Raw genomic sequence first — 14,062 nt, 5'->3', positions numbered from 1 at the left:
CAATGGCCGTGCAGGGCTGTTTGGCGAAAGGCATTTCGTATAGACGCTGCTCGGCCTATCCCGGCTTTTTGCGCTTTCGGTAGAGCGCGGACAATTTCTATGTGAAGGACATCGACATGACCGAGACGGTCAAACTCACATCCCCCATCGACGGCTCGATCTACGTCGAGCGACCGATCGCGACCGACCAGGCTGTGAATGCTGCCGTGGAGCGTGCCCGAACCGCACAGGCTGACTGGGCGCGGTTGCCGGTGGCGGAACGTGCCAAATACATGCTGAAGATGCTCGAAGCGCTTGTCGGCATGGCCGATGAGATCGTGCCGGAGCTGGCCTGGCAGATGGGCCGACCGGTTCGTTACGGCGGTGAATTCGGCGGCGTCAAGGAACGCACGCAATATATGGTCGAGATCGCCGAACGTGCGCTGGCGCCGGTTCCGGCTTCCAATCCGAAGGATGGTTTCCGTCGCTATGTGAAGAAGGACCCGCTCGGCGTCGTGATGGTGATCGCGCCGTGGAACTATCCGTATCTCACCGCCGTCAACACGATCGTGCCGGCGCTGATCGCCGGCTCGACGGTCATCCTCAAGCATGCTGCGCAGACTTTGCTGGTCGGCGAACGTTTCGCCAAGGCTTTCGAAGCGGCAGGCCTGCCGAAATACGTTTTCCAGAATGTCGTGCTCAACCATACCCAGACCGAGAAGCTGCTGGCCTCGGGCAAGATCGATCATGTCAACTTCACCGGTTCGGTTGCCGGCGGGCGTGCCATCGAGAAGGCGGCGGCAGGCACCTTCATGACGCTTGGCCTGGAGCTCGGCGGCAAGGACCCGGCCTATGTGCTGCCCGACGCGAAGCTCGACCATGCAGTCGCCAATCTTGTCGAAGGCTCGTTCTTCAATTCAGGCCAGTGCTGCTGCGGCATCGAGCGCGTCTATGTGCATGAGAAGGTCTATGACGATTTCGTCGAAGGCTTCATCGAAGAAACCAAGAGCTATGTGCTGGGCAATCCGCTCGAACAGGCGACCACAATGGGGCCGATGGCGCAGGCGCGTTTTGCCGACTTCATCCGCGAGCAGAAGGCCGAAGCCCTGCGCAAAGGCGCTACCGCACACATGAACACAAAGGATGCCGCCGACAAGGCCGGATCGCCCTATCTGCCGGCCGAGGTGCTGACCAATGTCGATCATCAGATGAGCGTGATGCGCGAGGAGAGCTTCGGCCCGATCGTCGGCATCATGAAGGTGCGCAACGATGAGGAGGCGATCGCGCTGATGAACGACAGCCCCTACGGGCTGACGGCGTCGATCTGGACGGCGGACACTGAGCGTGCTGTCGCCATCGGCGACCGCGTCGAGACCGGCACCGTGTTCATGAACCGCTGCGACTATCTCGATCCGGCGCTGGTGTGGACCGGGGTCAAAGACACCGGCAAAGGCGCTGCACTGTCGCAGATCGGCTACGACAATCTGACTCGCCCGAAGAGCTATCATCTCAGAGAGACGATCTAACCCCGAGCGCCCCCACGTTTCACGCGATGGAGGGCGTTTCCTTCCAGCAGGCTACCCACTTCGTTTTCCGAAAGAACCGCATCATGTCCAAGCTCGTCTCCAAATGGAACTACCCGACCACCGTGCGTTTCGGCGCCGGCCGTATCTCGGAATTGCCGGATGCGCTGGCCGCGACCGGCATCAAGAAGCCGTTGTTCGTCACCGATCCTGGTCTCGCCAAGCTCCCGGTTGTCGCTTCCACGCTCAAAATTCTCGACGAGGCGAAAGTTCCCTACGCGGTCTTTTCGGACGTCAAGCCGAACCCGATCGAATCCAACCTCACTGCCGGCATCGCTGCATTCAAGAAGGGCAAGCATGACGGCGTTATCGCCTTCGGTGGTGGCTCGGCGCTCGATCTCGGCAAATTGATCGCCTTCCAGGCTGGCCAGACCCGTCCGGTCTGGGACTTCGAGGACATTGGTGACTGGTGGACGCGCGCGAATACCGACGCCATCGCCCCGATCGTCGCGGTGCCAACCACCGCCGGCACCGGTTCTGAAGTCGGTCGAGCCGGTGTCATTACGCATGAAGAGAGCCATACCAAGAAGGTGATCTTCCATCCGAAGATGCTGCCGGGCATCGTCATTGCAGATCCGGCCCTGTCGGTCGGCATGCCAGCCTTCATCACCGCTGGTACCGGCATGGACGCGCTGGCACATTGCCTGGAGGCCTATTGCGCACCCGGTTACCATCCGATGGCCGACGGCATCGCGGTGGAAGGCGTGCGTCTGGTGTTCGAGAATCTGCCCAAGGCCTACGCCAACGGCAAGGACCTGACCGCCCGTGCTCACATGATGAGCGCGGCCGCCATGGGCGCCACCGCTTTCCAGAAGGGGCTCGGAGCAATCCACTCGTTGTCGCATCCAATCGGCGCGCTCTACGATACTCACCACGGCATGACCAATGCCGTCTTCATGCCCTATGTGCTTGCCTTCAATCGTGATGCGATCGAAGGCAAGATCGAACGCCTGGCTGCCTATTGCGGCATCAAAGGCGGCTTCGATGGTTTCGCCAAGGCGATCATAAAGCTGCGCAAGGAGCTAAAGGTTCCGCACACGCTCGACGGCCTGATAAAAGGGCTCGACATGGACAAGAAGCGAAAGGCTCTCATCGCCGATATGGCCATCGTCGACCCGACCGCTGGCGGCAATCCTGTTAAGCTGACCAAGAAGGCGGCGCTGTCGCTGCTGGAGAATTCTTTGTCGGGAACAGTATAGGAGACGCGCGAGGCAGGTGCGACTGTCTTTCGCGGACTTGCGAAAAAATAAAAAAAGCAAGGGGAACGAAAGGGCTGGAGGAGGCGCCGAAAAGTTTAGCCGGAAAATGATTGGGCACCCGATTGCGGGTGTCCGGCAGTTGTAGTTAACTTTTTCAAGCCCTTCGGGGCGCGGGGGCAGTCCAGCTTCATCGGACTGTCATACATCAAGGATACCAGCCGGTTGCTGGCGTCCCACGGCGCAGTTCAACGGAGAGAAAAATGTTCAGATTCACGGGAAAAGTGCTTTCCCTTACGGCAGTGGCCCTGATGGTCACGACGGCGATTTCGTCCGCCGAGCCTTCGGCTGAGCTCGTTGCCGCGGCCAAGGCCGAAGGTCAGCTCACCACGATCGCGCTGCCGCATGACTGGTGCGGCTATGGCGCCGTCATCGACGCCTTCAAGGCTAAGTATCCTGAGATCAAGGTCAACGAACTCAACCCGGACGCCGGTTCGGGCGACGAGATCGAAGCGATCAAGGCCAACAAGGACAACAAGGGCCCTCAGGCGCCTGACGTCATCGACGTCGGCCTTTCCTTCGGTCCATCCGCCAAGAAGGATGGCCTGATCCAGCCGTACAAGGTCTCGACCTGGGACTCGATCCCCGACAGCGCCAAGGATCCGGAAGGTTTCTGGTATGGCGACTATTACGGCGTTCTTTCGTTCATGGTGAACAAGGATCTGGTCAAGAACATCCCCGCAGACTGGGAAGACCTGCTGAAGCCGGAATACGCCAATTCGGTTGCGCTGGCCGGTGATCCGCGTGCGTCCAACCAGGCGATCCAGGCCGTGCACGCTGCCGGTCTCGCCTCCGGCGCCGCTGCCGGCAAGGCTGCCGGCGAAGCTGGCCTCGAATTCTTCAAGAAGCTCAACGCCGCCGGCAACTTCGTCCCGGTCATCGGTAAGCCGGCGACGCTGGCACAGGGCCAGACGCCGATCTTGATCAACTGGGACTACAACAACCTGTCGGGCCGCGACACGCTGAACGGCAACCCGCCGACCGAGATCGTCATCCCGGCCAAGGGCGTTGTCGCCGGTGTCTACGTGCAGGCCATCAGCGCCTATGCGCCGCATCCGAACGCCGCCAAGCTCTGGATGGAACACCTCTATTCCGACGAAGGCCAGATCGGCTGGCTGAAGGGCTATTGCCACCCGATCCGCTTCAACGATCTCGCTAAGAACGGCAAGATCCCGCAGGAATTGCTCGACAAGCTGCCGCCGGCCGCTGCCTATGAGAAGGCCGTGTTCCCGACGCTGGACGAACAGGGTGCTTCGAAGGAAGTGATTACCAAGAGCTGGGACTCGGCGGTCGGCGCCAACGTCAAGTAATTTGCTGACGACTATCCGGGCGGCTCAGCGCCGCCCGGATTCTTCATAAAAAGACAGGCCGGCATGACAGATATCAGCCTCTCGGAACCGGCTGCTGCCGGGAAGACCCTTCCACCGGCGCAGGCGCGCGCGGCGCGACTGCCGACGCAATGGCTGGGCGTGGCACCGTTCATCATCTTCGCGCTGATGTTCCTGATCCTGCCGACGCTGTATCTGATCCTTGGCGCATTCCAGAATGCCGACGGCGTTTTCACCCTGGAAAACATCCTCGAGCTTGCGCAGCCGACGATCCTCGCCGCGTATTGGATCTCGATCAAAGTCTCGGTCGCGTCGTCGCTCCTTGGCGCATTCATCGGCCTGGCAATCGCTATCGCCATCGTGCGCGGCGGCTTGCCCAACTGGACACGCTCCGCGACGCTCACCTTCTCCGGTGTGGCCTCGCAATTCGCGGGTGTGCCACTGGCCTTCGCCTTCCTCGCGACGCTGGGCCGTCTCGGTCTCGTCACGGTGCTTCTGCGTGCGGTCGGGTTCGATCTCTACCAGCACGGCTTCAATGTGCTTTCCTTCTGGGGGCTGACGCTCACCTATCTCTATTTCCAGATTCCGCTGATGGTCGTGATCATCACGCCAGCCATCGACGGCATCAGGAAGGAATGGGGGGAGGCCGCCGCCACACTTGGCGCGACCCAATGGCAGTACTGGCAGATGGTCGTCATCCCGGTGATCTGGCCGAGCTTCCTCGGTACTGTCATCCTGCTCTTCGCCAACGCTTTCGGGGCGATCGCCACCGCTTATGCGCTCACCGGCTCATCGCTCAACATCGTGCCGATCGTGCTTTATGCGCAAATCCGCGGTGACGTGCTGCACAATGCCAATCTGGGCTATGCCATCGCCTTCGGCATGATCTTCATCACCGGGCTCGCCAATGTCTTCTACATCTGGTTCCGGACCCGTTCGGAAAGGTGGCTGAAATGAAGTCGGGCAAGTCCTGGGCCTGGGTCACTTTCATCCTGGGTGCCGCGTATTTCTTCATCCCGCTGATCGCGACCATGGAGTTCTCCATGCGCATGAAGCGCGGGGAATACTCATTCGAGGCTTACAGGGTGGTGCTCGGTGACCCGCGCTTCCAGGAAAGCTTCACTTTTTCGGTGGTCGCTGCTGTCTTCACCATCATCCTCGGTGTGCTGCTGGTGGTGCCCACCGCCTATTGGATCAGGCTGCGCCTGCCGCAGCTTCGGCCGGTGGTCGAGTTCGTGACACTGCTGCCGCTCGTCATCCCGGCGATCGTCATCGTCTTCGGCTATATCCGCATGTACGGTTCGAATTCGCCGTTGCCATTCCTGTCGAGCGACATCGGCACCAGCGCGCTACTGGTCATCGGCTATGCGACGCTTGCGCTGCCTTATATGTACCGTGCCGTCGATACGGGCTTGCGAACCATCGATGTACGCACCCTGACCGAGGCCGCGCAGATTCTCGGTGCCGGCTGGACCACCATTATCAGCCGCGTCATCCTGCCCAATGTGCTGATTGCCGTGCTGTCGGGTGCGTTCCTGACCTTCGCCATCGTCATCGGCGAGTTCACCATGGCGAGCCTGCTCAACCGCCCGGCCTTCGGCCCCTATCTGCAGAATATCGGCGCCAACCGCGCTTATGAACCGGCGGCCCTCGCCATCATCGCATTCGTCATCACCTGGGGCTGTATGTCCGTCATCCAGGTGCTTTCGCGTTTCGCGCCGAAATCGGCGAACCGTCCGAATTGAGTATCGAGAAAGTCCAGCCCATGGCCGACCCCTTCCTTTCGATCCAGCACGTCAAGAAAACCTTCGGCCCCACCACCGTTGTCGACGACTTCAATCTCGACATCGAGCGGGGCGAATTCGTCTCCTTCCTGGGCCCCTCGGGCTGTGGTAAGACGACGGTGCTGCGCATGGTCGCCGGCTTCGAGGAGCCGACTGCCGGTTCCATCATCGTCGGCGGCAAGGATGTGACTCGGCTCAAGCCGAACCAGCGCAATGTCGGTATGGTTTTCCAGGCCTACGCGCTGTTTCCGAACCTCACCGTGGCGCAGAACGTCGCCTTCGGCCTGAAGGTCGCCGGCGTGGCCAAGGCCGAGAGCGACAAGCGGGTGGCCGAGATGCTGGAGCTGATCAAGCTGCCGCAACTGGGTGACCGCTATCCCTATCAGCTTTCCGGTGGCCAGCAGCAGCGCGTTGCTCTGGCGCGCGCACTGGCGCCGAAGCCGAAGCTTCTCCTGCTCGACGAGCCGCTGTCGGCGCTCGATGCCAAGGTGCGTGTGTCGCTGCGCGACGAGATCCGCGCCATCCAGAAGGAACTCGGCATCACGACCATCTTCGTCACCCACGACCAGGAAGAGGCCCTGTCGATCTCGGACCGCATCGCGGTGATGTATGGTGGCAAGGCGGAACAGGTCGGTGCACCGTTCGAGATTTACAACCGCCCGGCCACCAAATTCGTCGCCAATTTCGTCGGCACGCTCAATGTACTAGAAGGCGTGGTCAGCGATGCCGGCTCGGGCCGCGTGCGCATCAACACTGAGGAGATCGGTCTCAAGGGCAAGCTTAATGGCTCCAAGACCGGCGATACGCTTTCGCTGGCGCTGCGGCCTGAAGCGATCGCGCTCGGACCACGCCCCGGCCACGACGCGAAGCTGTCGGGCGAGATCGCCGATGTGCATTTCCTGGGTTCGGTGATCCGCGTCAGGGTCGGTATCGGCGGTTCGAAGATTTCGCTGGACACCTTCAACAACTCCTCCACGCCACCGCCGAATGTTGGCGACAAGGCCGAGATTTCCTTCTCTTCCGGCGACGTCCTGGTTCTGCACTAAGCTTTTCGAAACCTTCGGAATGCTCTGAGACCTCCCTTCCGGGTGAGCGGCGCCACTGCTTCGTATCGATGCTTTGACCCAACCTCACGGGCATCTGGTCCAGGCCTGATGTGACGGCTGCACATTGCCGCCGGCTGCGCAAAGGCGTATTTCGGGCGGAAGAGATGAGCCGGATAACGATTTTCCTCCCGATCCGGCGAGACGCGCTGCCTGAACGAGGTCGGATACGAAATGAGCCTTGCCGTTTTCCTCGCCGTGCTGGCTGCAGCCGCCATGCACGCAAGCTGGAACGCGATGGTCAAGGTGCATCTCGACCGTTTCCTTTCGGTCACGGTTCTGACGATGGGCATGGCGCTCATGGCGCTGCTGGCAGTGCCCTTCGTCGAATTCCCCAGGGCTGAAGTCTGGCCCTGGATCCTCGCCTCGACCCTGTTCCACATGGGCTACAAGCTCTGCCTGATCGGTGCCTACAGGGCCGGCGATCTGGCCCAGACCTATCCGCTAGCACGAGGTACCGCACCTTTGCTTGCCGCCATCGGCGGCATCTTCGTCGTGTCGGAAGTCCCCGGACCGCTGTCGATCATCGGCATCGTGCTTCTATGCGCGGGTACGCTGGTGATGTCGTTTCGTGGCGGCGGCCATCTCGAAAAACTGAACCTGCACGCTGTCGGCTACGCGCTCGCCACCTCGGTGTTCATCGCCAGCTATACGCTTTCCGACGGCAGTGGCGCTCGGCTGGCGGCCAGCGCCTCGAGCTATGCCGTATATCTGTTCCTGGCCGACGGCATCTGGTCGCTCATCCTGTGTCTGCTGGTGCGTGGACCGCAGTCGCTGCCGGCCATGGCGCGCAACTGGAAGGCTGGCGTCATCACCGGGGGATTGAGCGGCACTGCCTACTGGATCGTGATGTGGGCGATGACCAAAGCGCCGATCGCGGCCGTGGCCTCCCTGCGCGAAAGCTCGATCCTGTTTGCCATGCTGATCTCCGTCTTCGCGCTTGGCGAAAAAATGACGGTATGGCGCAGCGCTGCAGCCCTTGGCATTGTCGCTGGCGTCGTGGCCTTGAGGTTAGGCTGAACGCCTGCCGAATCAGCTTTCGTCGATCTCCAGGTCGAACACCATTAGCCCATCCGTTCCGCCTTCAAGCGCAGCGACCAGGCGGGCGCCGGCCTTTTGGTGTGCCTCATGCACCAGATAGGCATCGCGGGCGGCGGCGTCGTTGAAATCGATGGTGAAGCCGTGCGTGAAGCCGTGCGCAAAGGGTTCGGGGCTGGCATTGCCGTTGAAATGCACCGCGCCCATGCCCTTGATCGAGCCGCGGAGCGCGGAGAGGTCGGCATGGATTGCCGATCTCTCCGCCTCGGGAACATCGTCGCGGAATTTGACGAAAACACAGTGACGGATCATGGCCTTCTTCACGCAATCCTTTCCTGGGTTGCCGGATCGAAAAACACCGCCTTTGTCAGATTGAAGGTGAGCGGTGCCGTGGCACCCGGCTTGATGCGAGCATCGGCGCGCAGCCGGGCGACCACGCCCTTTCCGCCCAGATTGGTGACCGCGAAGGTATCGGAGCCTGCGGGCTCGACCACCTCGATATGGCAATCCGTTGTCACCAGATGTTTCGCGTTGCGATCGGCGCCATCGGGATCGGTCAAGGCTTCGGGACGGATGCCGAACACCACCTCCTTGCCGCGATAAGCCGACAGAGCGTCCGATGCGCCGTTGAGTGCCAGCGAAACGGGAGCTGCTCCGGCGCGGGCGAGTTCGACAGTCGCTTCACTGCCACTTTGGCCAATTGTTGCAGGCACGAGGTTCATGGCCGGTGAACCCATGAAGTCGGCAACGAACATGTTGACTGGGTTGTTGTAGATCTCTGCCGGTGTGCCGAACTGCTGCAGGACGCCATCTTTCAACACAGCGATCTTCGTGGCCAGCGTCATCGCCTCGATCTGGTCATGCGTCACATAGACGATGGTGGTCTTCATGCGCTGGTGCAGCCGCTTGATTTCGGTGCGCATGTCGATGCGCAGCTTGGCGTCGAGATTGGACAGCGGTTCATCGAACAGGAAGACCTGCGGCTTGCGCACCAGGGCTCGGCCCATGGCGACACGCTGGCGTTGGCCACCGGACAGTTGGCTGGGCTTGCGGTCGAGCAGATGGCCGATCTGCAGGAGCTGGGCCACCTCAGCGATCGCCTTGTCCCGCTCGGGTTTGGCAATGCCACGGATTTCCATGCCGAAGCCGATGTTTTCGCTCACTGTCATGTTGGGATAGAGCGCGTAGGACTGGAACACCATGGCGATGTCACGCTTCGACGGGTGCAACTCGTTGACGCGTTTGCCGGCGATGCGGATCTCACCGCTGGTGATCTGCTCCAGCCCGGCTATGGTGTTGAGCAGCGTGGACTTGCCGCAGCCGGAGGGGCCAACCAGCACGAGGAAACCACCTTCCTCGATGCCGAGTGTGACGCCCTTCAGGATCCTGGTGGTGCCGAAGGATTTTTCGAGGTTGTCGATCTCAAGAAAGGACATGCTGTCTTAGCCTTTCACGGCGCCGGCCATCAGGCCACGCACGAAATAGCGTCCGGAGACGATGTAGACGATAAGGGTGGGAAGGGCCGCCAAGATCGCACCGGCGAAGTGGACATTGTATTCCTTCACGCCGGTCGAGGAGTTGACCAGATTGTTCAGCGCCACGGTGATCGGAATGGAGTCGACGCTGGAGAAGGACGAGCCGAATAGGAAGTCGTTCCAGATGTTGGTGAATTGCCAGATCACGGTCACCACGATGATCGGTCCCGACGAGGGCAGCAGAATCCGCCTGAAGATCTGGAAGAAGGAAGCGCCGTCGATCTGTGCGGCGCGCACCAGTTCGGTCGGGAAGGCTTCGTAGTAGTTTCGGAAGAACAGCGTGGTGAAGCCGAGGCCATAGATGGCGTGGATCAGGATCAATCCCGGCACCGAGCCGGCCAACCCCAGGAGCCCGAGGATGCGGGCAGAGGGGATCAGCACGATCTGGAAGGGGATGAAACAGGCAAGCAGCATCATGCCGAAGACGATGTTGTCGCCCTTGAAGCGCCATTTGGTCAGCACATAGCCGTTCAGCGCGCCGAGAACGGTGGAGATTGCCACTGCTGGTACCACCATCAGCACCGAATTCAGGAAATACGGTTTCAGGCCGGTGGGCGAGACACCGATCTGTGCCGTCGACCATGCCGACAGCCAGGGCGCGATGGTCCATTGCTGCGGCAACGCCAGCATGTTGCCCTGGCGGATCTCGTCGAGCGGTTTGAGTGAATTCACCACCATCACATAGAGCGGCAACAGGTAGTAGACCGCGAACACAATGAGCAGCGCGTAGATCAGCGCGCGAACGAAAACGCCGTTGCGGGTGGCAACGTCCTGCGAAGGGGCGCTCATTTCTTCTTCCCCCCGAGTTCAGAGTAGAGATAGGGCACGATGATCGTGAAGATCATCATCATCATGACGATGGCGGATGCCGCGCCCATGCCCATCTCGTTGCGCCCGAAGGTGAATTTCTGCATGAACAATGCCGGCGTCCAGGTTGCCGTTCCAGGACCGCCATCGGTCATGGCCACGACAAGGTCGTAGGATTTGATGGCAAGGTGCGCGAGCACGACGAAGGCCGACAGGAAGACCGGGCGCATCAGCGGAATGATGATGCGGCGGTAGATGGTCAAGGTCGAAGCGCCATCGATCTGGGCGGCCTTGATGATTTCGTTGTCGACGCCGCGCAGGCCGGCGAGGAACATCGCCATGACAAAGCCGGATGACTGCCAGACCGCGGCAATGACGATGGTGTAGATCGCCATCTTGCCGTCTTTGATCCAGCGGAAGGAGAAGCTCTCCCAGCCGATCGACTGCATGACATGTTCGAGGCCGATGCCGGGGTCGAGAAACCATTTCCAGGCAACGCCGGTAACGATGAAGGACAGCGCCATCGGATAGAGGTAGATGGGCCTGAGCACGCCTTCGCCACGGATCTTCTGGTCGAGGAAGATGGCGAGCGCCAGCCCGATCACCGAACAGACGACGATGTAGAGGATCGAGAAGATCGCCAGGTTCTTCAGCGCCACGATCCAGTTCGGATGATTGAACAGGCGCACGTAATTGCCGAAGCCGACCCAGGTCGAGAAATCCGGCAGCAGCTTCGATCCCGAGAAGGACAGCACCGCCGTAAACGCGATGAAGCCGTAGACGAAGATCAGGATGACGGCAAAGCTCGGTGCCAGAACGATCTTCGGCAACAGGTCCTGCAGGGTGGCGCGCGGATTTGCTGCGGCGCTGCGCGCGGTCATGGTGGTGTCGGCCATGGGGGCAGCCTCGGTTCGAAAAGAGTGGGTGCCCCGGCCGCGGCCGGGGCACGAAGGCTCAGGCTCTGTTAGCCCTTGGCTGCAGCGACCGCTTCGGCCAACGCAGCGGCCGCGGCCTTGGAGTCCAGCTCGCCGTTGAAGTGGCGGGTGATCACGTCATACATGGCGTTCTTCACCGCTGCCGGCACGGCGTAGCCGTGTGCCATCGAGCCGAACAGCTTGCCGGAGGAGTTGGCTTCGGCGAGGTCCTTGATGCCCTTCTTGCCGCAATCGTCGAAGGCGGTATCCGGCACGTCGGTGCGCGCCGGCACCGAGCCCTTCACAACGTTGAACGATGACTGGAATTCAGGGCTCTCGATATCGGAGGCCATGGTGAGCTGTGCCGCCTTCTTGTCGTCGCCGACCTTGAACATCATGAACATGTCGGAGTTGAAGGTGACGGCACCTTGGGTGCCCGGGAAGCGGATGCAGACGAAGTCGGAGCCAGGTTTCTGGCCGGCCTTGAGGAATTCACCCTTGGCCCAGTCGCCCATCATCTGCATGCCGGCCTTGCCCTCGATGACCATGGCCGAAGCCAGGTTCCAATCGCGGCCGGAGAAATCCTTGTCGACATAGCCCTTGAGCTTGGCCATCCGATCGAAGGCTTCGACCATCTTTTCGCCGCCGAGGGCCGCGGGATCGTTGTCGATCATCGAAGCCTTGTAGAAGTCGGTGCCGAGCGAGAGCACCACGGCGTCGAAGATGGTGGCGTCCTGCCAGGCCTGGCCGCCATGGGCGAGCGGGGTAATGCCATTGGCCTTCATCTTGTCGAGCACCGCGATCAGCTCGTCCCAGTTTTCGGGGGCCTTTCCGCCGGCGGCATCGAGCGCCTTCTTGGAGATCCAGACCCAGTTGGTCGAATGGACATTGACCGGTGCCGCGATCCACTTGCCGTCATGTTTGGCGAAGTTCTGCAGCGCGGCCGGCACTACCTTGTCCCAGCCTTCCTTGTCGGCCACTTCGCCGAGATCGCCGACAACGCCCTGCTTGGCCCAGTCGGTGATGTCGAAGCCGAGGGCCTGCACGGCGGTCGGCGGATCTCCGGCGGTGACGCGAGCGCGCAGCGCGGTCATCGCTGCCTCGCCGCCGCCACCGGCAACCGGCATGTCCTTCCAGGTCACGCCCTGGCTTTCGAGCTTCTTCTTCAGGACGTCGAGCGCGGCGGCTTCACCGCCGGAAGTCCACCAGTGCAGGACTTCGACGGAGCCGCCGGCGGCATAGGTCGATGCCGCGTAGCCGGCGGTGAGCGCCGAGCCGAGCATCGTTCCGATAAGCAGTTTGCGCAACATGTACTTCCTCCCTTGTTGCAATCATGCGACCGGCTGCCGCCGGCTACCTCCCAACTCGGCTCGCCCACCATCGGTGCGCGAACCTCGATGAAAACTGGATATTTCCTCGGTGTAATTCCATTGCCCGCGCCTTGGCTGGCCGGCCACCCCGATGCGCCCTCCCTGATCGCGTTAGGATGTCTGGAACGTTGTTGAATCCGGTCGATCGCGAGCATCGATCGGAATTATTCATGGAGTATGATCAATTCCGAAATGGCTGGCAAGAGCGGCGTTTGATCATTCTCATTTGATGCCAAGGGTCATCCTCATTGCTTCGCCAACGAAGATCGAGTTCGTTGTGTACCAGGGGGCCTGCAGAGCGCCGGCGAGGGGATTGACACCGACAGACCAGGTGAATTTTCATCGCGCGTGAAGCGTCATGACGACGCTGGACCAAACCCCTGCCAAGCTCACACTGATGGCTACGAACCCACCGATCACCTTTGCCGTTCTGGTGTTTCCGCAGTTTCCGATGATGGCCTTCTCGTCGATCGTCGAACCACTGCGCGCCGCCAACACGCTGGCGAAGAAGGAGTGTTATCGCTGGATCATCGTCGGCGCCGACAAAGGGCCGGTCGCGGCGTCCAACGGCGTCGTCATCCAGCCGGATTTTCCCGCGACCGCCGATCCGAAGGCAGACCGCATCGTGGTCTGTTCCGGCGGCGATGCCGATCATCTTGTCGCCAGCGATGCCGTCGGCTGGATACGCAAGAGCCTGCGCGGCGGCACCCATCTCGGCGCCGTGGCCGACGCGGCCTTCTTCCTTGCGCGCGCCGGCCTGCTCGACGGGCACGCCTGCACCTTGCACTGGACGAGCCAGGCAGCCTTCACGGAAGCGTTTCCCGAGATCGATCTTCGGCGCGATCTCTACGTCATCGACCGGCGGCGCTTCACGTCTGCCGGCGGCGTCGGCGGCCTCGACATGATGCTGGAAATCATCGCCGGTGATTATGGTGCGGAGCTTGCCGCTGGCGTCGCCGAGTGGTTCGTTCACAGCCCGCTGCGCTCGAGCGTCGACCGCAAGCTGATGCCGTTGAGGCTGCGCACCGGCGTGCGCAATGAACTGGTGCTATCGGCTATCGCCATCATGGAAGATGCGGTCGAGGAGCGACTCGCGATGGCGGATCTGGCGGAACGTTTGAATGTCTCGCCGGATCGTTTGGAGCGCAGCTTCCGTGCGGAACTGTCCACCTCACCCAACAGCTACTATCGCCAGTTGCGCCTGAAGCGGGCGGCGGACCTTCTGGCGCATTCGACACTTGCCGTGCGCGACGTTTCGCTGGCCTGCGGCTTCGCCTCCATGTCGAGTTTCGCCCGCGCCTTTCGCGAGCAATACGGCCATACGCCGAAGGCGGCACGACGACATTAGCCTCACGGGTTTCGGCA

13 protein-coding genes are annotated in these 14,062 nt (G+C 61.3%); 8 read left to right on the top strand and 5 right to left on the bottom strand.

The genetic code is table 11. From position 1 onward, the window contains the following. The first annotated feature begins 116 nt into the window (after nucleotides 1-116). The 7 genes from L4923_RS07180 to L4923_RS07150 all read left to right on the top strand — a co-directional run bounded on the left by L4923_RS07180 (nucleotide 117) and on the right by L4923_RS07150 (nucleotide 8,053). A complete protein-coding gene (locus L4923_RS07180; protein WP_239363096.1) occupies nucleotides 117-1,505 on the top strand; it encodes an aldehyde dehydrogenase family protein in 1,389 nt (462 codons plus the stop codon). Between the two features lie 83 nt (nucleotides 1,506-1,588). Beyond that, nucleotides 1,589-2,761: an iron-containing alcohol dehydrogenase gene (locus L4923_RS07175; RefSeq protein WP_239363095.1), complete on the top strand. Its 1,173-nt coding sequence runs from the start codon at nucleotides 1,589-1,591 to the stop codon at nucleotides 2,759-2,761. Between the two features lie 260 nt (nucleotides 2,762-3,021). Beyond that, nucleotides 3,022-4,128 carry an ABC transporter substrate-binding protein gene (locus tag L4923_RS07170; protein ID WP_239363093.1) on the top strand — a complete coding sequence of 369 codons (1,107 nt, stop codon included), beginning with the start codon at nucleotides 3,022-3,024 and terminating at the stop codon, nucleotides 4,126-4,128. Between the two features lie 186 nt (nucleotides 4,129-4,314). Beyond that, nucleotides 4,315-5,103, top strand: a complete 789-nt coding sequence (locus tag L4923_RS07165; protein ID WP_239363219.1) for an ABC transporter permease — start codon at nucleotides 4,315-4,317, stop codon at nucleotides 5,101-5,103. Then, on the top strand, nucleotides 5,100-5,891 hold the full coding sequence (locus L4923_RS07160) for an ABC transporter permease (protein WP_239363091.1): 792 nt from the start codon (nucleotides 5,100-5,102) through the stop codon (nucleotides 5,889-5,891). Before L4923_RS07165 ends, L4923_RS07160 begins: the two co-directional genes overlap by 4 nt. Nucleotides 5,892-5,911: 20 nt before the next feature. Then, nucleotides 5,912-6,976, top strand: a complete 1,065-nt coding sequence (locus tag L4923_RS07155) for an ABC transporter ATP-binding protein (protein WP_239363089.1) — start codon at nucleotides 5,912-5,914, stop codon at nucleotides 6,974-6,976. Between the two features lie 231 nt (nucleotides 6,977-7,207). After that, complete coding sequence (locus L4923_RS07150; protein ID WP_239363087.1) at nucleotides 7,208-8,053, top strand: EamA family transporter; 846 nt, start codon at nucleotides 7,208-7,210, stop codon at nucleotides 8,051-8,053. A 12-nt stretch (nucleotides 8,054-8,065) separates the two neighbouring features. Here the strand turns inward: L4923_RS07150 and L4923_RS07145 are convergent, their stop codons facing one another. The 5 genes from L4923_RS07145 to L4923_RS07125 form a co-directional block, all read right to left on the bottom strand. Beyond that, complete coding sequence (locus L4923_RS07145; RefSeq protein ID WP_239363218.1) at nucleotides 8,066-8,383, bottom strand: Dabb family protein; 318 nt, start codon at nucleotides 8,381-8,383, stop codon at nucleotides 8,066-8,068. A gap of 8 nt (nucleotides 8,384-8,391) precedes the next feature. Then, nucleotides 8,392-9,507, bottom strand: a complete 1,116-nt coding sequence (locus tag L4923_RS07140; RefSeq protein ID WP_239363085.1) for an ABC transporter ATP-binding protein — start codon at nucleotides 9,505-9,507, stop codon at nucleotides 8,392-8,394. Between the two features lie 6 nt (nucleotides 9,508-9,513). Then, nucleotides 9,514-10,395 (bottom strand): carbohydrate ABC transporter permease, encoded by an 882-nt coding sequence (locus L4923_RS07135; RefSeq protein WP_239363084.1) that lies wholly within the window; start codon nucleotides 10,393-10,395, stop codon nucleotides 9,514-9,516. Then, on the bottom strand, nucleotides 10,392-11,309 hold the full coding sequence (locus tag L4923_RS07130) for a carbohydrate ABC transporter permease (RefSeq protein ID WP_239363083.1): 918 nt from the start codon (nucleotides 11,307-11,309) through the stop codon (nucleotides 10,392-10,394). Before L4923_RS07130 ends, L4923_RS07135 begins: the two co-directional genes overlap by 4 nt. Nucleotides 11,310-11,377: 68 nt before the next feature. Further along, the gene (locus tag L4923_RS07125) at nucleotides 11,378-12,637 is read right to left on the bottom strand and encodes an ABC transporter substrate-binding protein (protein ID WP_425530912.1); all 1,260 of its coding nucleotides are present in this window, start codon (nucleotides 12,635-12,637) and stop codon (nucleotides 11,378-11,380) included. A 457-nt stretch (nucleotides 12,638-13,094) separates the two neighbouring features. Here L4923_RS07125 and L4923_RS07120 point away from each other — a divergent pair, with 457 nt between their 5' ends. Next, nucleotides 13,095-14,045: a GlxA family transcriptional regulator gene (locus L4923_RS07120; protein WP_425530914.1), complete on the top strand. Its 951-nt coding sequence runs from the start codon at nucleotides 13,095-13,097 to the stop codon at nucleotides 14,043-14,045. Nucleotides 14,046-14,062: the final 17 nt, after the last annotated feature.

Source organism: Terribium retamae (assembly GCF_022347545.1).
In the GTDB taxonomy this organism is placed as follows: domain Bacteria; phylum Pseudomonadota; class Alphaproteobacteria; order Rhizobiales; family Rhizobiaceae; genus Mesorhizobium; species Mesorhizobium retamae.
Note: the sequence above shows the minus strand (reverse complement) of the source record. Positions and strands in the feature narration are given on the sequence as shown.